This is a genomic window from Bradyrhizobium sp. ORS 285 (assembly GCF_900176205.1).
Lineage (GTDB): Bacteria > Pseudomonadota > Alphaproteobacteria > Rhizobiales > Xanthobacteraceae > Bradyrhizobium.
Genome location: NZ_LT859959.1, coordinates 4712267 through 4738901 on the forward strand (window position 1 = coordinate 4712267; position 26635 = coordinate 4738901).

Annotated in this window: 21 protein-coding genes; 4 read left to right on the top strand and 17 right to left on the bottom strand. The window is 65.9% G+C overall.

The window, feature by feature from the left end:
• Positions 1–218: 218 nt before the first annotated feature.
• The 3 genes from BRAD285_RS21260 to BRAD285_RS21270 are packed head-to-tail and all read right to left on the bottom strand — an operon-like array spanning position 219 to position 2385.
• Complete coding sequence (locus BRAD285_RS21260; protein WP_006613810.1) at positions 219–605, bottom strand: DUF6285 domain-containing protein; 387 nt, start codon at positions 603–605, stop codon at positions 219–221.
• Positions 605–1594, bottom strand: coding sequence for a phosphotransferase family protein (locus BRAD285_RS21265; RefSeq protein ID WP_035647827.1), 990 nt, complete (start codon positions 1592–1594; stop codon positions 605–607). The genes BRAD285_RS21260 and BRAD285_RS21265 overlap by 1 nt, the downstream gene beginning before the upstream one ends.
• Entirely contained in the window at positions 1591–2385 is a 795-nt protein-coding gene (locus tag BRAD285_RS21270) for an enoyl-CoA hydratase/isomerase (RefSeq protein WP_006613808.1), read from the bottom strand. The genes BRAD285_RS21265 and BRAD285_RS21270 overlap by 4 nt, the downstream gene beginning before the upstream one ends.
• Positions 2386–2550: 165 nt before the next feature.
• Between BRAD285_RS21270 and BRAD285_RS21275 the strand changes: the two genes are divergently transcribed.
• Both BRAD285_RS21275 and BRAD285_RS21280 read left to right on the top strand, forming a co-directional pair.
• The gene (locus BRAD285_RS21275) at positions 2551–3330 is read left to right on the top strand and encodes an SDR family NAD(P)-dependent oxidoreductase (RefSeq protein ID WP_006613807.1); all 780 of its coding nucleotides are present in this window, start codon (positions 2551–2553) and stop codon (positions 3328–3330) included.
• Between the two features lie 168 nt (positions 3331–3498).
• Positions 3499–4332: an alpha/beta hydrolase gene (locus BRAD285_RS21280; RefSeq protein ID WP_006613806.1), complete on the top strand. Its 834-nt coding sequence runs from the start codon at positions 3499–3501 to the stop codon at positions 4330–4332.
• Positions 4333–4419: 87 nt separating this feature from the next.
• On the opposite strand, the gene BRAD285_RS21285 is transcribed toward BRAD285_RS21280, so the two are convergent.
• Positions 4420–4713, bottom strand: a complete 294-nt coding sequence (locus BRAD285_RS21285) for a hypothetical protein (RefSeq protein ID WP_006613805.1) — start codon at positions 4711–4713, stop codon at positions 4420–4422.
• Between the two features lie 185 nt (positions 4714–4898).
• Between BRAD285_RS21285 and BRAD285_RS21290 the strand changes: the two genes are divergently transcribed.
• Positions 4899–5540, top strand: coding sequence for a flavin reductase family protein (locus BRAD285_RS21290; protein ID WP_006613804.1), 642 nt, complete (start codon positions 4899–4901; stop codon positions 5538–5540).
• Here BRAD285_RS21290 and BRAD285_RS21295 read toward each other — a convergent pair.
• The 3 genes from BRAD285_RS21295 to yghU all read right to left on the bottom strand — a co-directional run bounded on the left by BRAD285_RS21295 (position 5534) and on the right by yghU (position 8265).
• Positions 5534–5854 carry a sulfite:cytochrome C oxidoreductase subunit B gene (locus BRAD285_RS21295; protein WP_035647824.1) on the bottom strand — a complete coding sequence of 107 codons (321 nt, stop codon included), beginning with the start codon at positions 5852–5854 and terminating at the stop codon, positions 5534–5536. The two genes, BRAD285_RS21290 and BRAD285_RS21295, sit on opposite strands and share 7 nt — an antisense overlap.
• Positions 5855–5865: 11 nt before the next feature.
• The gene (locus BRAD285_RS21300) at positions 5866–7035 is read right to left on the bottom strand and encodes a molybdopterin-dependent oxidoreductase (protein ID WP_035647821.1); all 1170 of its coding nucleotides are present in this window, start codon (positions 7033–7035) and stop codon (positions 5866–5868) included.
• A 354-nt stretch (positions 7036–7389) separates the two neighbouring features.
• On the bottom strand, positions 7390–8265 hold the full coding sequence (gene yghU / locus BRAD285_RS21305) for a glutathione-dependent disulfide-bond oxidoreductase (protein WP_035647858.1): 876 nt from the start codon (positions 8263–8265) through the stop codon (positions 7390–7392).
• 182 nt (positions 8266–8447) lie between these two features.
• On the opposite strand from yghU, the gene BRAD285_RS21310 reads away from it, so the two are divergent.
• A complete protein-coding gene (locus BRAD285_RS21310; RefSeq protein WP_006613800.1) occupies positions 8448–9962 on the top strand; it encodes an acetyl-CoA acetyltransferase in 1515 nt (504 codons plus the stop codon).
• A 28-nt stretch (positions 9963–9990) separates the two neighbouring features.
• On the opposite strand, the gene BRAD285_RS21315 is transcribed toward BRAD285_RS21310, so the two are convergent.
• From BRAD285_RS21315 to BRAD285_RS21360, 10 genes are all read right to left on the bottom strand, one after another.
• Positions 9991–10329, bottom strand: coding sequence for an antibiotic biosynthesis monooxygenase family protein (locus tag BRAD285_RS21315; RefSeq protein WP_006613799.1), 339 nt, complete (start codon positions 10327–10329; stop codon positions 9991–9993).
• Between the two features lie 98 nt (positions 10330–10427).
• Entirely contained in the window at positions 10428–11537 is a 1110-nt protein-coding gene (locus tag BRAD285_RS21320) for a J domain-containing protein (protein ID WP_006613798.1), read from the bottom strand.
• A gap of 39 nt (positions 11538–11576) precedes the next feature.
• Positions 11577–12539, bottom strand: coding sequence for an MBL fold metallo-hydrolase (locus BRAD285_RS21325; RefSeq protein WP_035647856.1), 963 nt, complete (start codon positions 12537–12539; stop codon positions 11577–11579).
• 330 nt (positions 12540–12869) lie between these two features.
• Positions 12870–14549 (bottom strand): methyl-accepting chemotaxis protein, encoded by a 1680-nt coding sequence (locus BRAD285_RS21330; protein ID WP_006613796.1) that lies wholly within the window; start codon positions 14547–14549, stop codon positions 12870–12872.
• Positions 14550–14810: 261 nt separating this feature from the next.
• Positions 14811–16487 carry a methyl-accepting chemotaxis protein gene (locus BRAD285_RS21335; RefSeq protein WP_035647818.1) on the bottom strand — a complete coding sequence of 559 codons (1677 nt, stop codon included), beginning with the start codon at positions 16485–16487 and terminating at the stop codon, positions 14811–14813.
• Between the two features lie 240 nt (positions 16488–16727).
• On the bottom strand, positions 16728–18362 hold the full coding sequence (locus BRAD285_RS21340; protein WP_006613794.1) for a methyl-accepting chemotaxis protein: 1635 nt from the start codon (positions 18360–18362) through the stop codon (positions 16728–16730).
• A gap of 404 nt (positions 18363–18766) precedes the next feature.
• Positions 18767–20473, bottom strand: coding sequence for a methyl-accepting chemotaxis protein (locus BRAD285_RS21345; protein WP_006613792.1), 1707 nt, complete (start codon positions 20471–20473; stop codon positions 18767–18769).
• A 280-nt stretch (positions 20474–20753) separates the two neighbouring features.
• Complete coding sequence (locus tag BRAD285_RS21350) at positions 20754–22460, bottom strand: methyl-accepting chemotaxis protein (RefSeq protein WP_006613791.1); 1707 nt, start codon at positions 22458–22460, stop codon at positions 20754–20756.
• Positions 22461–22683: 223 nt separating this feature from the next.
• Positions 22684–24375 carry a methyl-accepting chemotaxis protein gene (locus BRAD285_RS21355; RefSeq protein WP_006613790.1) on the bottom strand — a complete coding sequence of 564 codons (1692 nt, stop codon included), beginning with the start codon at positions 24373–24375 and terminating at the stop codon, positions 22684–22686.
• Positions 24376–24608: 233 nt separating this feature from the next.
• Complete coding sequence (locus tag BRAD285_RS21360) at positions 24609–26633, bottom strand: methyl-accepting chemotaxis protein (protein WP_006613789.1); 2025 nt, start codon at positions 26631–26633, stop codon at positions 24609–24611.
• Positions 26634–26635 lie beyond the last annotated feature (2 nt).

A 26635-nucleotide genomic window follows, 5' to 3' on the forward strand; every position in this document is an offset into this window, starting at 1 on the left:
CGACGCAGTCGCGAGCCTGGAATTTACATCCGCGATCGGGAATATGGATTCCGGGCTTGCGCCTTACGGCGCATCCCGGAATGACGGTGGAGATGGTGGACGGACCTGCTCCGCTCTCACCCCCGTCATTGCGAACGAAGCGAAGCAATCCAGACTGCATCTGCAGAAACAGTCTGGATTGCTTCGTCGCTGACGCTCCTCGCAATGACAAGGGAGAGTTAGGCGCCATCGTGGCCCCTCCCCGCCTCGCGCTTGTAGGATGCGTAGTTGGGTTGGTCGACGGCGAGCTTATCGAGCGTGGTCTGCCAGAGGTGCTCCTTCAACCCTGGCGTCGCGACGTCGACGGCGCCGCTCGCGATCTGCTCCGCCAGAGCACGATTGAGGTCGGGCAGCGCGCCGTCTTGCCTCAGCAGCTGTTTCAGCCGCGCATGCTCCATCGCATCGGCTGCAGCCGCCTGCGTCAGCTGACGCACGACAAGATCGAGCGCATTGATGCCGACGCGCAGCTTGAAGGCTTGATGACCCGAGATCAGCGGGGCGATATCGTTGCGCAGGAAGTCGGCTACCGCTTGCACCAGTTCAGTCGGCGTCGGTTCGTCCTGCATCAGCCCTCTCCTCGCGGTGCCAAAAGCCGCAACAGATCGATCTCGGTCTCCGACGCCCGGCGTCCGATCATGGCGCGCTCCATCGAGTGGTCAGGACCTTCGCGAAACCGCTGCATCATGCCGCAACACATCACGCCCCAGCGCAACGTGCCCATGACCTCCCAGAATTTCACCCTGTCGGGATCGACCTTGCGCCCGGCGGCCTCGTAGCCGGCGAACAGATCCTCCCGTGCGCCGAAGCCGCCGACGGGCTTGTCGATTTCGCCGAAGCGCCAGGAGTTGACGCAGATCCAGCCGAGGTCCTCCATGGGATCGCCGAGATGGGCGAGCTCCCAGTCGAGCACGGCGCGCACGCCGTCGGGCCCGATGATCAGGTTGCCGTTGCGGAAATCGCCGTGCACCAACGTCACCTCGGCCGAGGGACCGGGATCGTTCTGCGCCAGCCAGCGCAGCGCCAGCTCGAACACCGGGCGCGGCCACTCGAAGCTGTGATATTCGCGCGCGAGCTCCGCGATCTCCGTGGTCGCGTTCATCTCGCGCAACGATGGCAATGCCTCGCGCGCGATCCCGTGGATGCCGGCGGCGATGCCGCCGAGCTGGCACGCGAGACGCGGCCGCGCCTCGGCGAATTCAGCATCGCGCAGAATCTTGCGTGCGATGGTCTCACCCTCGACCCGGCGCATGATGAAGCCGGTGCCGAGACCGTCCTCCGGCCGCAGCACGTGCAGCACTTCCGGCGACGGCACGCCGGCAGCGTGCGCCAGCCGCATCAGCGCCGCTTCATTGTCGAGCCCAGCAGCGCGGCCGGGCGCGGCGCCGTAGCCCTTCGGCGAGCGGCGCAGGATGGCACCGATATCGCCGTCGGGATGGAGGATGTCGAAGCGCCACGTCTCCTGGCTGGCGCCGCCGGAGAGTTTTGCGGCGCCACGCACGCCGGTCGCTCCCGACATGAACGCGGCGACGCAGCGGGACAGCTCGGTCTCGATCATTGGCCCTTGAACTTGGCCGGACGCTTCTCGAGGAACGCGGTGACGCCTTCCTTGAAGTCCGAGGTGCTGCCCGCGATGCGCTGCGACTGGAATTCCTCGTTGAGCTGCTCCTCGAACGAGTTCTCCGGGCTCTCCCAATACAGCCGGCGGATCTGCGCCAGCGCCACCGTCGGCCCGTTGGCGAGTTCGTACGCGAGCTTCATCGTCTCCTCCTTCAGCGCCACGTCGTCGTAAACGCGGTTGACGAGGCCCCATTGCAGCGCCGTCTCGGCCGGTAGCTTCTCACCCAGCAGCGACAGCTCGATCGCGCGCGCCTTGCCGACCAGGCGCGGCAACAGCCAGGTCGAGCCGCAATCCGGCACGAGGCCAATGCGGCGGAAGGCCTGCAGGAAGTAGGCGGATTTGGCGCACAGGATCATGTCGCCCATCAGCGCGAAGCTCATGCCTGCGCCCGCGGCCGGGCCGTTGACCGAGGTCACGATCGGGCAATGCAAATTGCGCAGGCGGCGCAGGAACGGATGGAAGGCGGTCTCGAGCGCGGCGCCGGCATTGCTGCGGCCGGGCTTGGCCTGCGCGTTGCGCCCTTGCAGATTGGCGCCGGTGCAGAACGCGCGGCCCGCGCCGGTCACGACGAGGCAGCGCACATCCGCCTTCCTCTCCTCGATCTCGTCGAGCGCCTCGGCGAGACCGCCGAGCATGTCGATCGACACCGCATTCATCACCTCCTGATGATCGAGCGTGAGGATGGCGACGGGCTCGTCGAAATCGAGCGTGACGTGCTTGAACTGCATTGTTTCCTCTCAAGAGCTTGTCGAGCGCTGCATTCTTCGCGGCGGAAATTCGCAGCACCGCTAGGTTCGTGCAGCATATTTGATTTTTGCGCTTCGCTTGTCCATGCTTGCGTCATCCAAATAACCGAAGCGCTGAGAGCGCGCTCGCACCTCATGGAAACGCTCATGACCATGTTCGATCTCACCGGCCGAGTGGCCGTCGTCACCGGCGGCAATGGAGGCATAGGCCTCGGCATCGCCCAGGCACTTGCGTCCAGTGGCTGCAACGTCTCGATCTGGGGGCGCAACGCCGAGAAGAACAAGGCGGCCGCGGCATCGATGGCCGCAGGCCCTGGCGAGGTCGATACGCGCATCTGCGACGTCACGAGCCCCGCCTCCGTCGCGGAGGCGATGAAGGCGACGCTCGACACGTTCGGCCGCGTCGACGGCTGCTTCGCCAATGCCGGCATCGGCGGCGGCGGCCGCAAGCCCTTCATCGAGCGCAGCGAGGAGGAATGGCGCGCGATGTTCGCGACCAATCTCGACGGCGTCTTCCATGCCTTCCAGGCCGCAGCGAAGCACATGACCGCGCGCGCCGACGCCGGTGATCCGTTCGGCCGCCTGGTTGCGACATCGAGCCTCGCGTCGCTGTTCGGCACCGCGCGCAACGAGCACTATGCCGCGACGAAAGCCGCGCTCAACGCGCTGTGCCGGGCGCTGGCGGTCGAGCTCGCCCGCTACGGCGTCACGGCGAACGCGATCCTGCCGGGCTGGATCAAGAGCGACATGACGGCGGGCATCATGGGCAACGAGAAGTTCGTCGCTAATGTCATGCCACGCATCCCGGTGCGCCGCTTCGGCGAGCCGTCGGATTTCGGTGGTATCGCCGTCTACCTCATGAGCAAGGCGTCGTCCTATCACACTGCCGACTGCTTCGTGATCGACGGCGGCTATACGGCGTTCTGAGCCGCTCCGGCGCAAGGTGGACCGGTGCGCCGGTCCACGAAACCGGGATTTGTTCCCGCCCCATATTCCAAGATTTCCGAAATTTAATCCGGGCTCGGGTGCCACGCCCCCGTGACCTCGGCGTTGTCTCGCATCACATGACGGGGAGACATTCAGGGGAAGGATGCCATGAAGCGCGGTGTGACGGTTTTGGCCTGTGTCTCTGCCCTGGCTGTGGCCGGTTACTTTGCGATGGCCAAATGGGGCATCCAGCACGAGAGCCGTGAATTCTATGACGCTGCGCGGCAGCGGCCGATCAATGTCGATATCGCGGTCCGCAAGGACTACGAGATGAAGGCCAATGCCGGGCTGTGGCGCCTGCCGGTCGCGGTCATCTCCAACGGCAACACCGTGAAGAACACCGAGTACTCGTTCCTCGCGAACGTCTTCGCCGCGCGCGGCTATCTCGTCGCGAGCGTCCAGCAGGATTTGCCGACGGACCCGCCGCTCGTCACCAAGGTCGGGCTGCCCTATGTCGGCCGGCTCGACGTCTACAAGAAGGGCGAGGCCAACATCCTGTGCGTGCTGAACGAGATGAAGAAGCGGCATCCCAATGCCGATTATGATCATCTCACTTTGGTCGGCCATTCCAATGGCGGCGACACCGCGATGTATTTCGCCAAGGAGCATCCGAACATCGTCTCCCAGGTGGTGACGCTGGATAATCTACGCGTGCCCTTCGTCATCAGGGACAAGCTCAAGATCCTGTCGTTCCGCTCCGACGATCCGCAATTCCAGACCGATCCGGACGTGCTGCCCAAGCAGCTCGGCAAGAAGAGCGGCATCGACATCATCAAGACCGAGTTCCAGCATACCTGGATGAGCGACCGTGGTCCCTATACGGCGCGCGAGCGGATCCAGGCGACGCTCGACAAATATCTCGGCGGCGATGCGACCAGCGAGCTGGCGCCGGCGGATACGGACAATCTGATCGTCACGAACGGCGCGGCCGCCCTGCCGTAATACGGCTGAGATTCTTGGGGCTTCATTATGAGAGCGCGAGAATGAAGCGAGGCGGCTGCGCAGGCAGCCGCCTCCCCGCATGCGGATTTACTCCTGAGGCTTCTTGGCCGGCGGGCCGTTCTTGTTGCCCGGCATGCCCTTGATGTTCGAAGGATCCTGGGCGCTGACGTCGGGGTTCTGCCGGTTGATGGTCGAGGACGAGCCCACCGTGCCCGAGTCGGTTGCCGATGGCCCGTTCTTGTTGCCGGGCGCGCCCTGGATGCCCGCTCCGGAATTCTGCGCGCTCGGCGGCGTGGTGGTTGGCTGCTGGGTGCCCTGCGCCCAGGCCGAGCTGGCCGAGACGATGAACGCGCACGCAATCAGGCTGATCATGGGTTTCACGGCGTGACCTCCATTTGTAGTTGCTGTGCTGTTCGAACGTGGCGTCGCCGGAGCCGTTCCAGGGAACACCGAATTTCGCCGGGCGATCGCCGCGGATGCACGCAGCCTTTGCCCGCTTTATCGGCTTCCGCAACGCAGCGTCGCCGACTACGGTCGGCTCACCAACGCATCAGGGGCCGCGACACATGCAATACCTCTCCACCGATCTCAGCCCGCGGGAGCGCTACAAGATCCTGACCTCCTTCGTGTTGCCGCGGCCGATCGCCTGGGTCACGACCAAGGGCGAGAACGGCGTGGTCAACGCCGCCCCGTTCTCGTTCTTCAACGTGATGGGCGAGGATCCGCCGCTGTGCGTGTTCGCGATCAATCTGCGGCCGGACGGCCGGGTGAAGGACACGCTGGTCAACATCCGCCGCGCGGGCGAGTTCGTCGTCCACATCACCGACGAGCCGCTGGCCCAGGCGATGCACGAAACCGGCGGCGACTTCCCGCCCGAGATCGGCGAGCCCGATCATCTCGGATTGAAGCTTGCGCCATCGCAGATGATCGGCGTGCCGCGGCTGGCGGACGCGCCGTTCGCGATGGAGTGCAAGACCTGGCAGCTGATCGACGTCAACGGCGATCGCGTGCTGGTGCTCGGCGAGGGCCTTGCCTTCCACATCCGCGATGAATTGTGGGACAGCGAAAAGATGCGGGTCGAGATGGAGCTGTTCCATCCCGTGGGACGCATGTTCGCCGATCGCTATTGCCGCACGAACGACCGGATGGATTTTCCGCCGGCGAAGGGCGCCGGCTGCGCTGGCCGCGCCGGGCCGGAGGGTCAGTAGGTGGCAGCGAGATAGTCGACGATCTTGCCGACATCGGCATCGTCGATCGGAGCGCCATAGACCTTGATCATCTTGGTGACCTCGGCCTGCCAGAACTCCTTCTTGTTCTTCATCGGCGGCTGCGTCTTGATGTAGTCGGCGGAGTGGCAGGCCGTGCAATTGCCCTGCACGACGGCGAGATCGGGCCCCGGCTTGAAGGCCGCCGTCTCCTGCGGAATCTTATAGTTGACGGGGGCGGCGATGAGCGCGGCAGGCCCAGCCGCAAGACAACCGAGCCCGACAGCCAGCGCGGCGAGGAAAGACATCCGTTGCATGGTCGTGCTCCTCAAGCCGCGGTGACGCGGACGGTTTCAACGACGTTGCGCAGATAGCCGGCCGGATTCCAGCGCGGCGTCTCGGGCTGCGTCTCACCGGCATTGCTGGTGGCCCGCACCTTGAGCTCGTGCGCCCCGGCAGCGAGCTTCACCGGCAGCTTCCACTCCCGGAACGAGTACTTCCCGAGATCCCTGCCAAGCTTCGCGTCGGTCCAGGTCTGGCCGCCATCGGTCGAGACGGCGACCTGCTTGATCCCGCTCCCGCCATCGAAGGCGATGCCGCGCAGGACAGCCGTCCCAGCCTTGAGCTTCGCGCCATCGCTGACGCTGGTGATGAAGGAGCGCACCGTGAAGCGGTTGATCGGGATCGTCGCCTTCGGCGCAGTGCCGGGCTCGACCGCATTGTTCGGCGTGTCCGGAATGCGATACGCCGATTTCATCCAGAAGCCGTCGAACACATTGTCGATGACGGTGATCTGGTTGAGGTGTTTGACCCAGTAGGTGCCGTAATAGCCGGGAACAATCAGGCGCAGCGGAAAGCCGTTGAGGAACGGCAGATCCTCGCCGTTCATGGCGTGATCGACGTCCAGCGCTTTGACGAAGTCCGGCGTCTTGTCGACGATCGGGCCATCCATGCCGTTGAAGGTGACCTGCTTGGCGCCCGCCTGGACCCCGGCCATCTCGAGCACGGTCTTGAGCGGCACGCCGCGCCAGCGCGCATTGCCCATGGCGCCGTTGCCGAGCTGACCGCCGGCAACGCGCGGCTCGAAGAAGCCGCGGCTGTTGCCGGAGCACTGATTGACGGCGACGATCTCGGTCGCCTTCAGCTTGCGGATATCCTTGAGCGACAGCTTGATCGGCTTGTCGACCTTGCCTTTGATTTCCAGGGTGAACTTGTCCGGATCGAGGTCGTAGGGAAGCCCCGCCAGATGATAGCGAACGAAGAAGGCGTTGTTCGGCGTGATCACGCCGTCATTGAACACGGCGAACGGCGTCTCGAGCTGCGGCGGCCGGCTCGTCAGGCCGATCATCAATCGCTTCTGCGGATATTTCACCAGCGGGCGCTCGCCATTGGCGAACGGCAGGGTCACGATGTCCTCGGCCAGCGCACGGCTTGCGCCAAAGCTACCCAGCAAGGCGGCCAGCCCCGCTCCCTTCAGCAGATCACGCCTGTCGATCATGCAACTCCCTCCGGAGTGGACGTTCTCGCCCGAGGTCATCACCTCAGGCGAGGTCGTCAGTTAGTCCGGCGCGCGGCCAGATTTCTGCGGAAGATGATAGTTGCACGATTCTCTTGGGCCGAGAAACGATGTGAAGGTCGGAGGTCAAGCCATCGCGATCCGCCGCAGTGCGGCAAGAATTGCTTGAGCTTCGACCGCGGTGGATACGTAGGGTGGGCAAAGCGGCGCCGTCAGGCGGCGCGTGCCCACCGGCGCTGGTTGTGGGGGACGATGGTGGGCACGGCGCGCGCGAGCAGCTGTGCAAGTCTACAACGATTGAGGCGCGCCTTTGCCCACCCTACGGCAGCAACGTAACTACTTGCCCTGCCCGATCTTGTCCTGCGTCTTCGTGTCGAAATCGCTGGCGTCATGGCGTTCGTGGAGCTGGCTTGCGGGATCGCCGGAGACACGGTTGACCATGCGGCCGCGCTTGACCGGGGCACGCTGCGCGATCTGGTCGGTCCAGCGCTGGACGTTCTTGTAGTCCTGCACCGAGAGGAACTCGCCGCCTTCGTAGAGCAGGCCCTTGGCGAGCGCGCCATACCATGGCCACACCGCGATGTCGGCGATGGTGTAGTCGGGGCCGGCGAGATATTCGCTGTCGGCGAGGCGTCGGTCGAGCACGTCGAGCTGGCGCTTCACTTCCATCGAAAAGCGGTCGATGGCGTATTCGATCTTCATCGGAGCATAGGCATAGAAATGACCGAAGCCGCCGCCGAGATAAGGCGCGGCGCCCATCTGCCAGAACAGCCAGGACAGGCATTCGGCGCGCTTGGCAGGCTCGGTCGGCAGGAAGGCGCCGAACTTCTCGGCGAGATAGACCAGGATCGCACCGGATTCGAACACGCGGATCGGCTCGGGTCCGCTGCGGTCCAGGAGCGCCGGGATCTTCGAGTTCGGATTGATCGCGACGAAGCCCGAGCCGAACTGATCGCCCTCGCCGATGCGGATCAGCCAGGCATCATACTCAGCGCCGCTGTGCCCGAGCGCCAGGAGCTCCTCGAGCATCACGGTGACCTTCACGCCGTTCGGCGTGCCCAGCGAATACAATTGCAAGGGATGACGGCCGACAGGCAATTCCTTCTCATGCGTCGGCCCTGCGATCGGGCGGTTGATGTTGGCGAAGCGGCCGCCGCTGGCCTTGTTCCAGGTCCAGACCTTGGGCGGCACATAGCTGTTCTGTTCGGACACGACTGACTCCGGCGTGAGCGGCAAAAGGAGCGACGGTTTTAGGCGCTTATGCCGCCGAGCGGAAGCCATGCCGCGCGCGGGCGGCCTCGGCATTTTCTGCATTGCGCGGTCGAACCTGCGATGACAGAACGAAGACAAGATCACAATGACGGTTCGCCACGAACCGCTTTTCGGAAACGCCCATGACTGCTGCTGCCCTCCCCCCGGACCGCATTCCCGTGATCGTCGGCGTCGGCGAGATCGTCGACCGTCCGAAGGACGTCGCGGAGGGGCTGGAGCCACTGGCGCTGCTAGAACAGGCGATCCGTCGCGCGGAAAATGATGCGGGCGCCAAGCTGATCCAGGACACCGGCTCGCTCGATGTCGTCAACTTCCTGAGCTGGCGCTATCGCGATCCCGAGCAATTGCTCGCGCAGCGGCTCGGCGCGAAGCCGGCGCACTGCACTTACGGCCCGGTCGGCGGCGAGAGCCCGATCCGCTATCTGCATGAGGCGGCGCTGCGGATCGCGCGCGGCGAATGCGAGGTCGCCGTCGTCTGCGGCGCGGAGGCACAGTCGACCGCGACCAAGGCGGAGCGCGCCGGCGTGACCTTGCCGTGGACGCCGTTTGCCCATGACGTCGAGGAGCCGAAGCGCGGGGCGGCATTCCAGAAGCCGCTCGCGGTGAAGCTCGGCGTGTTCCGCCCGGTCTCGGTCTATCCGTTCTACGAGGTCGCGAGCGCAGCCAAATGGGGCCAGGCGCCGCGGCAGGCGCTCGCCGAATCCGGCGAGCTGTGGTCGCGCTTCTCGGCGGTCGCCGCCTACAATCCGAACGCTTGGCTGAAGCGACACTTCGCGCCGGACGAGATCACGACGCCTTCCGCCGACAATCGCCCGATCGCCTGGCCCTACACCAAGCTGATGGTCGCCAATCCCATGGTCAACATGGGCGCCGCGTTGATCCTGACGAGTCTCGCGAAGGCGCGCGCCGAAGGCGTTCCCGAGAACCGCATGATCTATCCCCTCGGCGGGGCCTCGGCGGAGGATCCGCGTGATTATCTGACGCGCGATCAGTTCGCCGAAAGCCATCCGCAGAACGCCGTGCTGCAGGCGGCGATGAATCTCGTCGGTAGCAAAGGCACGGCGTTCGACGTGATCGAGCTCTACAGCTGCTTCCCGTGCGTGCCGAAGATGGCGCGGCGGACGCTCGGGCTCGGCGCCGATGTCGGGCCGACCGTCACCGGCGGGCTGACGTTCTTCGGCGCGCCGCTCAACACCTACATGACGCACGCGGCCTGCGCGATGGTCCGGCGGCTGCGCGGCGGCGGCGCCAGGCGCGGCCTGCTGTATGGCCAGGGCGGCTTCGTCACCAAGCATCATGCGCTGGTGATCTCGCGCGAGCCGCCCTCGTCGCTGTCACAGGACGTCAGCGTGCAGGCGGAGGCCGATCGTCATCGCGGCCCAGCGCCGACGTTCGTGAGCGAAGCGTCCGGCAACGGCAAGGTCGAGAGCTTCACCGCGCTGTACGATCGCAACGGCGAGGTCGAGCACGGCGTGGTGATGCTGCGCACCGAGCAGGACACGCGCACGCTGGCGCGCGTGCCGGCTCAGGACAAGGCGACGCTGGCGCGGCTGATGGACCTGGACCGGACTCCGGTCGGCACGGTCGGTGCGATCAAGATGGCCGCCGATGGCGTGCCGGAGTGGCGGGTGAGTTAGATCGACCAGCGGACGCGATCACTCGTAGCTAGACCTCCCGCGCCTCGCGCTGCCAGCGCGCATAGGCCGTGTCCCAACCGGGATCGGCGTCGGCCGGGAAGCCGAGCGTCTTGCCGCCACCGAGATCGCGAAAGCCGATCATGGCGCGGCGGTGCGCGCCGCTCCTGACATAAGCGCGCATGCTGGCCTCGTCGCGCCACACCGTCAGCGTGTGATAGATGCCATCGACGGGCCGCAGCTCGACGCGCAGGTTTCCCGGAGCACCGCGCGCCTGCCTCACGGCACGCGAGGTGTGCCACCAGAAGCGCAGCAGCCGGACCAGCCCGGGATGCGGACGGAAGCCGGTGACGGAAACGTAAACGCTCATGAGGCGCCCCTGGGATCACGGACCGCGCCGCACGGCAACGGCTGCTGCGGATCGGCGTGAGCACAACGATGCAGGGAGCGTTCTGGATGTCATGCCGCTCAGCGCGCGGTGCGCTTGGGCTTCGCATCCTCAGGGAGCGTACCCGTGGTCTCGGCAGGCGCTGGACCGGGGCGGCCGTCGCCGGCCAGCACCTGCTCGCGCTTGCGTGCGAGCGCATCGTCGCGGCGCGCCACCGCGGTCGCCAGCTCCGGGTTCAGCTTCAGGGCCTGGTTGAAGTCGGCGAGCGCGCGGTCGTAGCGCCCCTTCGCCAGCCAGACCGCGCCGCGATCGCTGTACAGTTCGGCGTCGCTGAAGCTCATGCGCACCGCGCGATCGAGATCCACCAGCGCCTCGTCGAGCTCGCCGGTCTGCTGCAGCGCCAGCGCGCGATCATGCAGCAGCGCCGGATTGTTGGGATCGAGCCGGATCGCCTTTTCATAGTCCGCCACGGCGCGGTCCCAGCGGCCCCTGCGGCCGAGGTCCCGCGCGCGATAGCGGTAGAGGTCGGCATTGCGCGGCGCGAGCTGGACGGCCTCGTCGAAATCGGCGATGGCGCCGTCGAGGTCACCCTGCTGGCTGCGCTCCAGCGCCCGCCTGACGAAGCCGGCCGCGGTGGTCGGCTGTGCCGGCGAGACCTGCTGTTCAGCGGTTGCTTCCTTGGCCGGAGACGGCGCCGGGCTTGCTTCAGGCGCCGGTGGCGCGACCGGCAGCACCGCACCCGTCGCGTCCTGGGCGGCCGTCGCCGCTTCGCCACCGACGTCGCGCGGCGGCTCGAAGCGAGGCTGCGCTGGAGGTTGCAGGGTCACCGAGCGCGTCGTTGGCGACCGAATTGTCCAATCGCCGAGCGAGGGAAACAGCAGGATTTCCAGACCTATCAGGATCGCACTGAGCACCGTGGTCGCGGCGGTGAACTGGAAGATCGCGTCCCAGCGTTCGCGCCGGATCCGCGCGCGCTCGGAGGCGAGCTCCTCGTCATATTCGGCGCGGCGGCCGGGATCGCGCAGGACGTTGTAGGCGATAATGATCAGCTTGAGCTGATGCTCGGACGCGGCGTCGCGCCCTCCCGTGAGGTCGGGATGATGCGCCTTGGCGGCCTGCCGGAACGCCTTCTTGATCGTATCGAGATCGGCGCGCGGCGAAACCCCGAGCACCTCGTAATGCGTTTTCATCAATCTGCCTCGCGGCCCCCTTCCGCGCTCGCGTCGTGATCATGCCGAGAACATGTCGAGCGCATAATGGGCGCCGTCGCGAACGAGCCGGCCAAATCCGGGCCATGGAAAATGCGAGCCGCAGATCAGCATGCCGTCTGCGACCACCCTGTCGAGCAATCTGCGCCGGCTGACCTCCGCAGCCGGAGCATCCTGGTCATAGGCACCGTGCCATTCGGGATGGCGCAGGCTGAGCGCCGGCACATAGGCCGTGTCGCCGGAGATCATCAGCTGCTCCTGGCCGGAGCTGAGGTGAAAGGCGGTATGTCCGGGCGTGTGGCCGTGGACGCTGACGAAATGGATGCCGGGCACCACCTCATCCTCGCCCTCGACCGGCAGCACGTTCTTCCAGCTCGGGATCACGCTCTGGATGCGGCGGGCCAGCGCCTGCCGCCACGGCGGCAGGCGGCTGGTCAAGGTTGGATCGGTCCAGAACTTGTACTCGGCCGCGGCCACGATGATCTCGGCGTTGGGAAACACCGGCGCGTTGCTGTCTTCGCCGAGCAGTCCAAAAATATGATCGGGATGAAAATGCGAGATCAGGATGGTGTCGATGTCCTGCGGACGAAGGCCGGCCGCCTTCAGATTGTCCAGCATGCGGCCCGACAGAAAGATCGAATCGGAATTGTAGCCCTGCACCTGGCCGCCGCCGCCGGCGTCGCACAGCACCGTCTTGCCCTTCAGCCGCACCACATAGGTGCTGATCGGCACGGGGACGAAAGCCGGGCTGAGGCCGGCTGCGCGCAGCGCCGCCTTGACGTCGTTGACGCCGGCATTGCTCAGGAAGCCCGCCTCATGCGGCTTCTCCCAGATGCCGTCATAGAGCGCGATCACCTCGGCCTCGCCGACGGTGAGCCGACGGAAGCCGCGCTCCGGGTCCACGGTGCGGCGGCGAGGCTTGGCGGCGATGGCGAGCGGCGCGTCGAGACCGAAGCCCGCCGCCGCGATGGCGGCCGACAGCACCAAGGTCCTGCGCGAAGGTCCGCACGCGATCACATTGCCCGCCAATAATTTGTACCGCTGGTTGAACAAATCTTGGATGCAAGGAACCTTTGCACCTTAGCGGGATTATGGCGTGACGGCGACGTTTGTGGTTGCTGCGGTGCTTCCTGGCCAAGCGATGCACGAAACGCACAGTTCAGCCCGGCCGGCAGGCGAACCCAAGGGCCGCGCTGCGAACGGCTGGCAGATTCAGGTTTTCTCGGCCGCCGATGTCGAACGACAAACGGCGCCCAGCGGGCGCCGTTCAACTATCGCACCTGATGTGGCCAGTCCGGTCTTCGGCCGCCGAGCTCAGGCGGCGCGGACCGACTGGAGGAAGCGGCTGACCTCCTGCTTGAGGCGGTTACTGTCGCCCGAGAGCTGGCGCGCGGCGGTCAGCACGAGGCTCGACGTGTCCCCCGTCTCGTTGGCGCCGCGCTGAACGTCGGTGATGTTGACTGACACCTGCTGCGTGCCGGTCGCGGCGTGCTGAATGTTACGGGAGATCTCGGAGGTGGCGGCGCCCTGCTCCTCGACTGCCGCGGCGACCGCGGCGGCAATCTCGGACAGCCGTTCGATCGTCGTCGAGATCTCCCGGATGGCGCCGACGGATTCGTTGGTGGCAGCCTGGATGCCGGAAATCTGCTGGCCGATCTCGCCGGTCGCCTTGGCCGTCTGCTCGGCCAGCGCCTTGACCTCGGAGGCGACCACCGCGAAGCCACGGCCCGCTTCGCCCGCACGCGCAGCCTCGATGGTGGCGTTGAGCGCCAGCAGGTTGGTCTGGCCGGCAATGGTGTTGATCAGTTCGACGACGTCGCCGATGCGGGTGGCCGCCTTCGACAGTTCGCCGACCCGGTCGTTGGTCCGCCGCGCCTGATCGACGGCGTCGGAGGCGATGCGCGCGGATTCCTGCACTTGGCGGCTGATCTCCTTGACCGAGGACGTCAGCTCCTCCGTTGCGGAGGCGACGGCCTGGACGTTGGCCGATGCCTCTTCGGAGGCTGCGGCCACGGTCGTCGACAGCTCCTGCCCGCGCAGAGCGGTGCTCGACAGCGAATTCGCCGAGCTCTCCAGATTGCCGGAGGCCGAGGAGACGGTGTCGACGATTCTGCCGATGGCCCCTTCGAAACTATTCGCGAGCTCCGACATCTCCTGCTTGCGGGTGCGCTGGGCCCGCTGCTCCTGCTCGATCAGCTCCCTGGCATTGAAGCGCACCATCGTCTGCACGGTCTGCAGGTTGCGCAGGGCGCGCCCGATCTCGTCGTCGCGCTCGATGCGCATGCGGGTGTCGAGCTTGCCCTGGGTGATGCTCTCCATCGTCTCGTTGAGATGATCGAGCGGGCCGACGATGACCTTCATCGTGCGAAGGCCGATCGCTCCGCACAGCAGGATACCCGCCGCCGCGATCATGGCGCCCAGTCCGCCCTCACCGAACGAGATCGCGCCGAGCACGATGAAAAACACGGTCTGCACCGCGATCAGCGTGCTCAGCCGCGACACGATCTTGCCGGTGAACATCGCGAGATGATCGAACATCGACCGGCGGCGGACGATGCCGTCCTCGATCTTGTAGCCGTGCGGCTTCTTCTCGCGGATCGCCGCATAGACCTGCTCGGCCTCGGCCCGCTGGTCGGACGGCAGCTTGGTGCGCACCGACGTATAGCCGACGACCTGGCCATCTTTCCGGATCGGCGACGCCGTCGCCAGAACCCAGTAGTAGTCGCCGTTCTTGCGGCGGTTCTTGACCGCGCCGACCCAAGGCCGCCCTGCCTTCAGGGTGCTCCAGAGATTGTCGAACGCCTCCGGGGGCATGTCGGGATGGCGCACGATGTTGTGCGGCTGGCCCATCAGCTCGGCCTCGGTGAAGCCGGCGGCCTTGACGAAATCCTCGTTGAAGAACGTCAGCTTGCCCTTGGTGTCGGTCTTCGACACGATCAGGGTGTCATCCGTGATCGGATATTCGACGTTGGTGACAGGCAGGTTTTTGCGCATGGCGCGGCTTCCGATCTCAAAGGATGGGGTGAGGTCACGCCGGCGCTGGCATGACTAATGTTTCAGCACTCGATGTGCCGAGTATCTCCGCAGTCCATTAACCTAGGCTAAAACGCCTCAACCGCGAAAATACGGTCATCGACGCTAACGCTTCCTGGTTGCAAGCCCGCGCGAGTTGGCGGCGCCCTCGATTCCGGACAGAGCAAAACAGCGGCGAATGCGTTTGCCGCCGTCCGCTCTGATTGTCGGTAGTCGTCCCGATCAGGCGGCGCGCACCGTCTGCAGGAAACGCGAGACTTCCGCCTTGAGGCGCGTGCTGTTGGCGGAGAGCGATTGCGCGGCCGAGAGCACCTGCGACGAGGCGCTGCCGGTCTCGGTGGCGCCGCGCTGAACATGCGCGACGTTGGAGGACACCTCGCCGGTGCCCGCGGCCGCCTGCTGGACGTTGCGGGCGATCTCCTGGGTCGCGGCGCCCTGCTCCTCGACGGCGGCGGCGATGGTCGAGGAGATCTCCGACAGCTTCTCGATCGTGATCGAGATCTCCCTGATCGCGCCGACCGAATCCTGCGTCGCCGCCTGGATGCTGCCGATCTGCTGGCCGATCTCTCCGGTGGCTTTCGACGTCTGCTCGGCCAGCGCCTTGACCTCGGAGGCCACCACAGCGAAGCCGCGGCCGGCCTCGCCGGCGCGCGCCGCCTCGATGGTCGCATTGAGCGCGAGCAGGTTGGTCTGGCCGGCAATGGTGTTGATGAGCTCGACGACGTCGCCGATGCGGGTCGCGGCCTTCGACAGTTCGCCGACGCGATCGGTGGTCGAGCGCGCCTGGCCGACGGCCTCGCCCGCCATCCGCGCCGATTGCTGCACCTGGCGGCTGATTTCGGTGACTGACGACGACAGTTGCTCCGTCGCCGATGCAACGGACTGGACGTTGGTCGATGCCTCCTCTGACGCCGACGCGACGGTGGTGGCGAGATGCCTGGAGCGATCCGCGCTCGACGACAACGACGTCGCGGACGCCTCCAATTCGGCGGACGCCGAGGTCACCGTCTCGATGATCTGGCCCACCACCGCCTCGAAGTTGTCGGCCATCTGCTGCATCTCGGCGCGCCGCTGCTGCGCGGCGATCTGGTCCTGTGCCAGCTTGGCCTCGGCCTCCTGCCGCGCCTTCTCGGCGAGCATGTTGCCGACGCCCTCGACCGCGCGCGCGGTGTCGCCGATCTCGTCCTTGCGGCCGAGGCCGACCATCGCTGGCGACTCGCCGCGGGCCATCCGCTGCAGCACCTCCGCAAGCGCCTGCATCGGCCGCGCGATTCCGAAGACACCGACGGCCAGGGCGGCGCCGATGGCCATGATCGTCGCGATGGCGGCCAGGACGAGCGTGGTGCGCGTGTCGGCGGCGACCGCATCGTGCTGTTCGGCGGCCTTGAACTCAGAGAAAGCCACCACATCGCTGACGGCTTTCAGCAAGTCGGTGATCGCCGTGTTGAGAACCGGGCTGCACTCGGCGCGCAGCTTCTCCCCAGCCTTGGCACTCTGCTCGGGAGTCGTCGCCTTGCTCGCAACTTGAATGGCCGGATCGCAGCCCGCAAAAGCGCGGTTGAAGAGCTCGGCGATCTTGCCGGTCTGCTCGGCCTTCTCGGGCAGATCGGTCCTGACCTTGTCCAGCCCGCTCCTCACCTGCGCTGCCGCATCCTGTGTCGCCTTGAGCAGACGGGCGTTGCCCGCATCGGTCGCCTCGGCGACCAGCTCGAAAGCGGACGCGCGATAGGTCTCCGCCCGGCGGCCCGTCCGCGCCAGCAGCACAGTGGTACTGTCTATCCGCTTGACCACGTCGGTGTAGCCGCGATCGACCGCCGACATCTGTAGCGACATGTAGCTGGCGAGACCGATCATCGCCGCCCCCATCAGGAGAGCGATGAGGCCGACCTTGAAAACCATGCGAAGATTGCTGAGCACGACAATGAGTTCCGTATTCCTGAACAAAAGGTTGTAACAACGTCGACACTCGCCGATTTGGAATTAACGCAAGTTAAAGATCGGCCGGCTTGCACGGGATTTCACGGGCCCCTGCACCGGGCGCATGGTTCGCTGACATCACGCCGGCAAAGCACACGCAGGCAAAGCAAAAGGGCGCGGCCCTGAGGCCACGCCCTGATGTGTTGCGGCTGATGAATGAGCTTACGCGGCGCGCACGGTCTCCAGGAAGCGGCTGACCTCGGCCTTCAGGCGATTGCTGTCGGACGACAGCGCCTGCGCGGCGGTCAGCACTTCCGAGGAGGCCGAGCCGGTTTCGCTGGCGCCACGCTGCACCTCGATGATGTTGGTCGACACGTCCTTGGTGCCCTGCGAGGCGTGCTGGACGTTGCGCGAGATCTCCTGGGTCGCGGCGCCCTGCTCCTCGACGGCGGCGGCGATGGTCGAGGCGATCTCGGAGAGGCGCTCGATGGTGCCGGAAATCTCCTTGATGGCGCCGACCGATTCCTGGGTCGCGCTCTGGATGCCGGAGATCTGCTGGCCGATCTCTCCGGTGGCTTTCGACGTCTGCTCGGCCAGCGCCTTGACCTCGGTGGCGACGACCGCGAAGCCGCGGCCGGCTTCACCGGCGCGCGCCGCCTCGATGGTCGCGTTGAGCGCCAGCAGATTCGTCTGGCCGGCGATGGTGTTGATCAGTTCGACGACGTCGCCGATGCGCGCGGCGGCCTTGGACAGCTCGCTCACCTGATCGTTGGTCCGCCGCGCCTGGTTGACGGCCTCGCTCGCCATGCGGGCCGATTCCTGCACCTGCCGGCTGATCTCGGTGACCGACGAGGACAGCTCCTCGGTGGCGGAAGCAACCGACTGCACGTTGCTCGAGGCGAGCTCCGAGGCGGAGGTCACGGTGGTCGTCAGCTCCTGCGCCCGCTCGGCGGAGCGGCGCAGCGTGTTGGCGGAGCCTTCCAGACGGCCCGACGCGCTCGACACGGCATTGACGATGTCGCCGACGGTCTGCTCGAAGCGGCCGGCGAGATCCATCATGTCGCGCCGGCGGTTCTCGGCCTGGCGACGCTCGGTCTCCTTCTGCTCGGCTTCGAGCGCCTGGACGCGGATGGCGTTGTCCTTGAAGATCTGCACCGCCTTGGCCATCTCGCCGACTTCGTCGCGGCGATCGGCATAGGGGATGGTGACGCTGAGATCGTTGTTGGCGAGCCGTCCCATCGCGGCGGTCATGCTGGTGATGCCGCGGGTCACGGCGGCATTCAACACGAGCAACGAGACGACCGCGATCAGCGCCATGACGATGCCGCCGGTGATGATCGCCGTCTTCGACGAGGAGAGCGCCGCATCGGCCGCGTCCGCGCGGGTCTGCAGCAGCGACGCTTCGGCGTCGATGACCTCCTTCACCAGGGCGCGGAGAGCGTCCATGTGTTTCTTGCCGGCCCCGGAGGTTTCGATGTTGCGCGCCTCAGCCACCGTCTGCGGATTGCGCATCAGCGCGATCTCTTTCTCCGCGATGTCCTGGCGCCAGCTGGCCGCGGCCTTCGCGATCTCGTCGAAGCGACGCCCCTGCGTCGGATTGTCCGAGGTCAGCTGCTTCACCTCAGCCAGCGCCTTCTTGAAGGCGATGTCGGAATTCTTGTAGGGCTCGAGGAAATTGTCGGTGCCGCCGACCAGGAAGCCGCGCACGCCGGTCTCGGCATCGACCATCGCGGAGACCAGCGCCTTGGTCTGATCAATGACCTGATAGGTGTGGACGGTCCAGCCGTTGTTCTGCGCCAGCGTGGAGAGGTTCTGCCACGTGATCAGGCTGGCGACCACGGAGACGATGATCGTCATGAGGAAGCCGGCCGCGAGCTTGCGCGACGTCTTCATGTTCATCAGCAGGGAAAGCATCAGGTTCTTCTCTCGGAGGCTGGACCTCCTGCAGCACGCAGGAGGCGAGTTGGGTTGAATTTCAATCAATTCGCCAGAGCAGATTGAAACATACGTTAAGTTTTAAGCCCGTGGTTTCCACGCGACAGCGGCGCGCGCGGCTACGGCCGCTGCGGCGGATGGCCCTGGGCGAGGCGATGGCATGCAAGCGCCGGCTTCTGCTGAAGCCTGACGAATCGAACGTCTCGCGCTGCAAACGAATGAGATCTTAATTTTCCGTCCCGTAGGACTCCGGCCCGGCAGCAGCGGACAGAAATGACGAGACGCGCGGTGCGACCGCGCGTCTGGTGCCGAACCTGTTGACGTTGTTAGGCAGCGCGCACGGTGTCCAGGAAACGGCCGACCTCGAGCTTCAGCCGATTGCTGTCGCCCGACAGCATCTGGGCCGCGGACAGCACCTGCGACGAGGCCGAGCCGGTCTCGTTGGCGCCGCGCTGCACCTCGACAATGTTGGCGGACACCTGCTGGGTACCGATCGAGGCCTGCTGGATGTTGCGCGAGATCTCCTGGGTCGCCGCGCCCTGCTCTTCGACTGCGGCGGCGATGGCCGACGAAATCTCCGACAGCCGCTCGATGGTGCCCGAGATCTCTCTGATAGCACCGACAGACTCCTGCGTCGCTGCCTGGATGCTGCCGACCTGCTGGCCGATCTCGCCGGTCGCCTTCGCCGTCTGCTCGGCCAAGGCCTTGACCTCGGAGGCGACGACCGCAAAGCCCCGCCCGGCTTCGCCGGCGCGGGCCGCTTCGATGGTCGCGTTGAGAGCCAATAGGTTGGTCTGGCCTGCGATCGCATTGATCAATTCGACGACGTCGCCGATGCGGCTCGCGGCCTGCGACAATTCACCGACGCGATCATTGGTGCGCCGGGCCTGCTGAACGGCATCGCTCGCCATGCGCGCGGATTCCTGAACCTGCCGGCTGATCTCGTTGACGGAGGACGCCATCTCCTCCGTGGCCGAGGCAACCGACTGCACGTTGGTCGAGGCTTCCTCGGAAGCCGCAGCAACCGTGGTCGCCAGCGTCTGCGAACGCGCCGCGGTCGAGCTCAGCGACGTCGCCGACGCTTCGAGCTCGGTCGACGCGTGCGACACCGTGCCGACGATCTGCCCGACCGCCTGTTCGAAGCCGTTCGCCATCTGGTGCATCTCGGCGCGGCGCTTCTCGGCCATCAGCTTGTCCATGGCGATCTTGGCCTCGGCCTCCTGCTGCGCCTTCTCGGCCAGCATGATCTTGATCGCGTTGACGGCCTGCGCCGTCTCGCCGATCTCATCGCCGCGGCTCTCACCGGAGATCGCGACGTCCTCACCCCTGGCCATCCGCTGCAGCACCGCCACCAGCGCCCGCATCGGCTTGGCGATGCCGAACTGGCCGATGACGAAGCCGAGCGACAGGCCAAGCACGATGCCGACAGCCGCCACCAGGATCAGCATCCGCGAGGTCTGCTGATACTGCTCATCGGCGGCCTTGGCGAGATTCTCGACCCGCGCGTTCAGGCGATCGGCGACCTCCCTGATCTTGCCCTGGAGCCTCTCGGAATTGGCGCGGCTCTTCATCGCGGCATCGCGCATCTTCTCGGTCTGCTCGCTCAGCTGCGTATCTTTGGCGGCACCGATGACGCGGAAGGTCTCCTCCATGCCCTTGATATACTCTTCGTACAAGCTGCGGACCTCGGGGATCATCGCCCGCGCCTGATCGTCCTTGGTCTTGGCGACCTCCTCCAGGCGCTCGGCAAACAGCTTGCGCTGCTCCTCGACGACCTTCAGCGCGGCCTCGCGGTTGTCGTTGCGCGGATCGAGCGCAGCGCGGAATTCGGCACGGTTCAAGGCGATGACGTTCTGATTGGCGCGGGCGGCAAGCAACGATCGGTTCGCCGCGGCCTTCATGAGGACGGCGCCTTCCGCGACGGTTTCAAGCGCGCCGATGGCGAACCAGCTGATGATGCCGGCCACGATGGCCATCAGCACCACGATGGCGAGGATCTTGGTGAGAACACGGAAGCGGGACAGGAGCGACATCGATGACCTCGTCGGAGCTCTCTGATGCGGCAGACGAGGACCGTGTGACCGTGAAGCGAAACGCTCGTCCGGCATCATTGGCGGATGTGAAACCGCGCCAGTCTGTTCCGTGCGCACCCCAAATTGATTAAAATTCGGTGCCGTAGAAACCCGTCCGGAACGCCCCGGTGAGGTTGCGTCCCTTTCGACCGACCAGCGCCACGGAAGGTCGTCGCGACGCGGGAAGAATGAAGGGCGTCACCAACGGCGACGCCCTTCAGTGATGGCCGGTGTCCTGCGCTCAGGCCGCGCGCACCGTGTCCAGGAAACGGCCGACCTCGAGCTTCAGCCGGTTGCTGTCGCCGGACAGCATCTGCGCCGCCGACAGCACCTGCGATGATGCCGAGCCGGTCTCGTTGGCGCCGCGTTGCACCTCGGCGATGTTGACCGACACCTGCTGGGTGCCGATCGAGGCTTGCTGAATATTGCGCGAGATCTCCTGAGTGGCGGCACCCTGCTCTTCGACTGCGGCGGCGATGGCCGACGAAATCTCCGATAGCCGCTCGATGGTGCCCGAGATCTCTCTGATAGCGCCGACCGACTCCTGCGTCGCCGCCTGGATGCTGCCGACCTGCTGGCCGATCTCGCCGGTGGCCTTCGCAGTCTGCTCGGCCAAGGCCTTGACCTCGGAAGCGACGACCGCAAAGCCCCGCCCGGCCTCACCGGCGCGGGCCGCTTCGATGGTCGCGTTGAGCGCCAAGAGGTTGGTCTGGCCTGCGATCGCATTGATCAATTCGACGACGTCGCCGATGCGGCTCGCGGCCTGCGACAATTCACCGACGCGATCATTGGTGCGCCGGGCCTGCTGAACGGCATCGCTCGCCATGCGCGCGGATTCCTGCACCTGCCTGCTGATTTCGTTGACCGAGGACGCCATCTCCTCCGTCGCCGAGGCGACCGACTGCACGTTGGTCGAGGCTTCCTCCGAAGCCGCAGCAACCGTGGTCGCCAGCGTCTGCGAACGCGCCGCGGTCGAGCTCAGCGACGTCGCCGAGGCTTCGAGTTCGGTCGAGGCATGCGATACCGTGCCGACGATCTGCCCGACCGCCTGCTCGAAGCCGTTGGCCATCTGGTGCATCTCGGCGCGGCGCGTCTCGGCCATCAGCTTGTCCATCGCGATCTTGGCCTCGGCCTCCTGCTGCGCCTTCTCCGCCAGCATGACCTTGATCGCATTGACAGCCTGCGCGGTCTCGCCGATCTCGTCGCCGCGGCCCTCGCCCGAGATCGCGACCTCCTCACCCCTCGCCATCCGCTGCAGCACCGCCACCAGCGCTCGCATCGGCTTAGCGATGCCGTACTGGCCGATCAGGCCGCCCATCAGCAGGCCGGCAATGATGCTGATGCCGGAGATGAGCATCATTTCCCGTGATGTCTCGACATACTCTTCGGCCGTCGACTTGGCCAATTCCTCGACCCGGTGGTCCATCCGCTCGGCCACCGCTCGCATCCTGGTCCGGAGCGTCTCGGCAACGGCATCGCTAGCCTTGACAGCCTCGAGCAATTTCTGCGCGGAGTCGCTGATCTGGTTGGAGGACGCCGCCTCGACAACGGCCATCGTCTTGGCGATGCTGCCCTGATAGGCCGCGAGCGCGTCGCGCACGCCGCCGAGCATCGCCTGGGCTTCCTGATCGCTGGTCTTGGCGACTTCGTCGAGGCGTTCCTTGAAGACCTTCATCTGCTCGTCGATGATGCGGTGGGCTGCATTGCGGTTGTCGTCCCGGGGATCGAGAGCGCTGCGATACTCGGCGCCGACGATCGACATCACGTTGGTGTTGGCGCGCGCCGCCAGCATCGAGCGCCGCGCGGCACGCGCCATGCGCTCGGCATTGTCGTTGAGGTCACGCATGGCTCCGGTCGCAATGTAGCTCAGCACGCCCATCATGGCGCTGAGCAGGAGCACGATCGCAAGAATCTTTGTGAGCACGCGGAAGCGGGATAGGAAGGACATCGTTAGCCTCTGATGCAATTCACGAGCGGATGGGCCATGGCGGTCCCGGCGGAAAAGCGCCGATCCGAGATCGTGAGTGGCGTTGAATCAAAGCGAGTCTGATCCGTTCAAACCGCGTTTGTGTTAATTTGTCCGCCCGTGGAACTCCGAGCCGGACAAATACGGAGGGCGCGCCGACGGTCAGACGGCGCGCCCCGAACTCCGAAGACTGATCCGTTCTTGGCTACGCCGCGCGGACGGTTTCCAGGAAGCGGCTGACTTCGGTCTTCAACCGATTGCTGTCAGTCGACAACGACTTTGCGGCGGACAGAACCTGCGAAGAGGCCGAGCCGGTCTCGCTCGCGCCACGCTGCACGTCGGCGATGTTGGCGGAGACCTCCTGGGTGCCTCGCGCAGCCTGCTGGACGTTGCGCGAGATCTCCTGCGTCGCCGCACCCTGCTCCTCCACCGCAGCCGCGATGGCGGACGCGATCTCCGACAGCCGTTCGATCGTGCCCGAAATCGTCCGGATCGCATTGACCGATTCCTGCGTCGCGGCCTGGATGCCGGAAATCTGCTGCCCGATCTCGCCGGTGGCCTTCGACGTCTGCTCGGCCAGCGCCTTGACTTCGGTGGCGACGACGGCAAAGCCCTTGCCGGCTTCGCCGGCGCGCGCCGCCTCGATGGTGGCGTTGAGAGCCAACAGGTTGGTCTGCCCTGCGATGGTGTTGATCAGCTCGACCACGTCGCCGATGCGGGCGGCCGCCTTCGACAACTCGCCCACCTGATCGTTGGTGGTGCGCGCCTGCGTCACCGCCTCGCTGGCCATCCGCGCCGACTCTTGCACCTGGCGGCTGATCTCGGTCACCGACGAAGACAGCTCCTCCGTTGCGGAAGCGACCGACTGGACATTGGTCGACGCCTCCTCGGAGGCGGAGGCAACCGTGGTCGCCAGCCGCTGCGAGCGATCGGCCGTCGAGGTCAATGTATCAGCCGACGATTCGAGCTGACGCGACGCCGAGAACACCGTGTTGACGATGTCGCCGACGACGGTCTCGAACTGACGCGTCACCGCGTCGACCCTGCGGCCGCGCTCGATCTTCGCCTCGGCGTCCTTGGCGGCGGCTTCGTCCGCCGCCTTCTTGGCGATCAGGGCATCCTTGAAGATCTGCAGCGCGTCGGCCATCACGCCCATCTCGGTCTTCGCGCCGCGGTGCGGGATGTTTGCCGACAAATCCCCTTCGCCCAGCGCCTGCATCGGCTTCACGATCGAGGCGATGCCCGCCGAGATGCTTCGCACCATCAGGAAGCTGACCAGCGCGCCGAGCAGCAGCATGACGGCGTTGATCGCGCCGAGCGTTGCGAACGAGCTCGAATAGGTCGAGGCCGCGTCGGTCGACGCCTTGTCGGCGCCGGCATTGTTGAGATCGATGCTCTTCCTCAGCACCTCATCCGCCTCGAGGCCGATCTTGTTGACGGTCCCCTGGTTCAACACGTGGGCCTCGTGCGGCACCTGGCCAACCGCCTTGCGCGACAGCTCCATCACCTTCTGGGCGCCCTCGAGATATCGATCCCAGACCGCCTTCCACTGCTGATAGATGGCCCGCTCCTGCGGCGTGGAGATCATCGACTCGTACGTCGTTGCCGCCTTCTTGATGGTCTCGAACACCGTCAGAGCCGTCTTGTCCTGCGCCTGCTTGTCCTCGAGCGTCTCCGCCAGCATGTGCTCGCGCACGACGTTGCGGTAGGTGATCGTGCCGGCCCGGAGGTCGCCGAGGACCCGCACGCTCGGCAGCCAGTTGCTGGTGATGTCGACCGTGTTGGCGTTCATCGCGCGCATGCTGGAGATGGCGAGCAGGCCCACGCCGGTGAGGACGAGGAGAAGCAGCGCGACGACGGACATGATCTTGGTGCGGATGGACATGCTGGCAAACATCAAAGGCCCCCTCGGATCGGCGTTGATCCGTGATGCGGCCGGTCAGCAAGACGCCCGGCCACACAACGTTAAAAAACTCCCTACATCTTTAGAGACGCATGGACGGAACCTCGTTAACATCGCGCACCGTAGAGTTACGGAGGCGAGCGGGACTCTGCTGACGGCCCGCTCTGCCCAGAAACAAAAAGGGCGCGGCCTGTGGCCACGCCCCTCGAAAACGTAGCGTCCATCAATCAAGCCGCGCGCACGGTCTCCAGGAAGCGAGATACCTCCGTCTTCAGCCGGCTGCTGTCGCCGGACAGCATCTGAGCGGCGGACAGCACCTGCGACGAGGCCGAGCCGGTCTCCGTGGCGCCGCGCTGCACGTCGGTGATGTTGGACGAGACCTGCTCGGTGCCGGCGGCCGCCTGCTGCACGTTGCGGGCAATCTCCTGGGTGGCTGCGCCCTGCTCCTCGACGGCAGCGGCAATAGCCGAGGAGATCTCCGACAGTTTCTCGATGGTGCCGGAGATCGCCCGGATCGCATTCACCGACTCCTGCGTCGCCGCCTGGATGCCGGCGATCTGCTGGCCGATCTCGCCGGTGGCCTTCGAGGTCTGCTCGGCCAGCGCCTTCACCTCGGTGGCGACGACGGCAAAGCCCTTGCCGGCTTCGCCGGCGCGCGCCGCCTCGATCGTGGCGTTGAGTGCCAGCAGGTTGGTCTGGCCGGCGATGGTGTTGATCAGCTCGACGACATCGCCGATGCGGGCCGCGGCCCTCGACAATTCGCCGACCTGATCGTTGGTCTTGCGCGCCTGCTCGACCGCACCGCTGGCCATCCGCGCCGAGTCCTGCACCTGGCGGCTGATCTCGGTGACCGACGATGACAGCTCTTCGGTGGCCGAGGCGACGGACTGCACGTTGGTCGACGCCTCCTCGGATGCGGAGGCAACGGTGATCGCCAGCTGCTGCGACCGCTCCGCGGTCGCGGTCAGGGTCCTGGCCGAGGCTTCGAGTTCGTCGGACGCCGAGGACACCGTGCCGATGATCTGGCCGACCGAGGACTCGAAGGCATCGGCAAGCTGGTGCATCTCACGCTTGCGCTGCTCGGCGGCCTTCTTGTCGGCGATCGCCTTGGCTTCCGCCTCCTCCCGCGCCTTGGCCTCGGCATTCTCTCTGATGACGACGACGTTCTTGGCCATGTCGCCGATCTCGTCGCCGCGGCTCGCGCCGGGGATCTTGATGGCGATATCGCCCGAGGCCATGCGGCCCAGCGCGCCGTCGAGCAAGGTGATCGGCCGCGCCACGCCCAGGAAGCCGAAGGCGACCGAGCCCACCAGCACGAGCACCATCACGCCGGACAGGATCAGGCTGACACGTCCGGCGCTCGCGAGCTCGGCATCAGCCGCCTGCTTCGCCTCGCTCGCACGCTGCTCCGCGCTCGCAACCGCTTCGCCCATCAGCTTGGTCGCTTCGGCTGCGGCAGGCCGCGCCTTCTCGGTCACGCTCCTGTTCTTGGCCTCTTCCGCAGCGACGGTCTGGCCGACCGAATCGCCATAGCTCTTCAACAGACCGCGCAAGCGTTCGACATCGGACTTCGCCGCCGGCAGATTTGCAAGCGCCGAGGACAGCTCGTCTCCGGCCAGCTTGATGCGCTTGATGATTTCGTCCTTGAGCGCGGCCTCGTTGGTGGCGGCGAAGCGCCAGGCTGCGGCGCGGACGGCCGTCATCGCGGAGTCAGCCGCATAGATATGCTTCTCGCTTTCGGCAGCCTCGGCCGAGGCCTTGATGGCGGCCGAGCCGAGCAGCGCATCGACCTGCTTGCGCCAATCGCTGGAGATGACGTTGCGCGCCTCCTGCAGCGACAGCATCTGCTTGTGCAGCTTGGCTGTCTCCTCTGCCGCCGTCATGTAGTCCGAGGTGAGCGATTTGATCTTCAGCAGCCGGTCCTTATTGGCCGGGACCTTCGCCAGCTCCGCGCCGGCATCGATGCTTTTGCCGATCTTGGTCAGCGCCTGCCGCTCCTCGTCGAGAAACTTGTCGACTTCAGCCGCCGTCTTCGAGAGGCGAACGCCGCGGTTGGCGAGTTGCAGATTGCGTAGATCGGCATCCGCCATCAGCACGCTCTTGCGGATCGAATTCTGCGTATCGGCAGCCTTCATCGCTCCATCGATCGCGCTCTGCGACGACTGCTGGTTCATCAGCATGCCGAGCGACAGGAGGATGCCGACGAGGCCGGCGGCTCCCATCTTGTAGCCGATGCGATTGAGCTTGATCATGT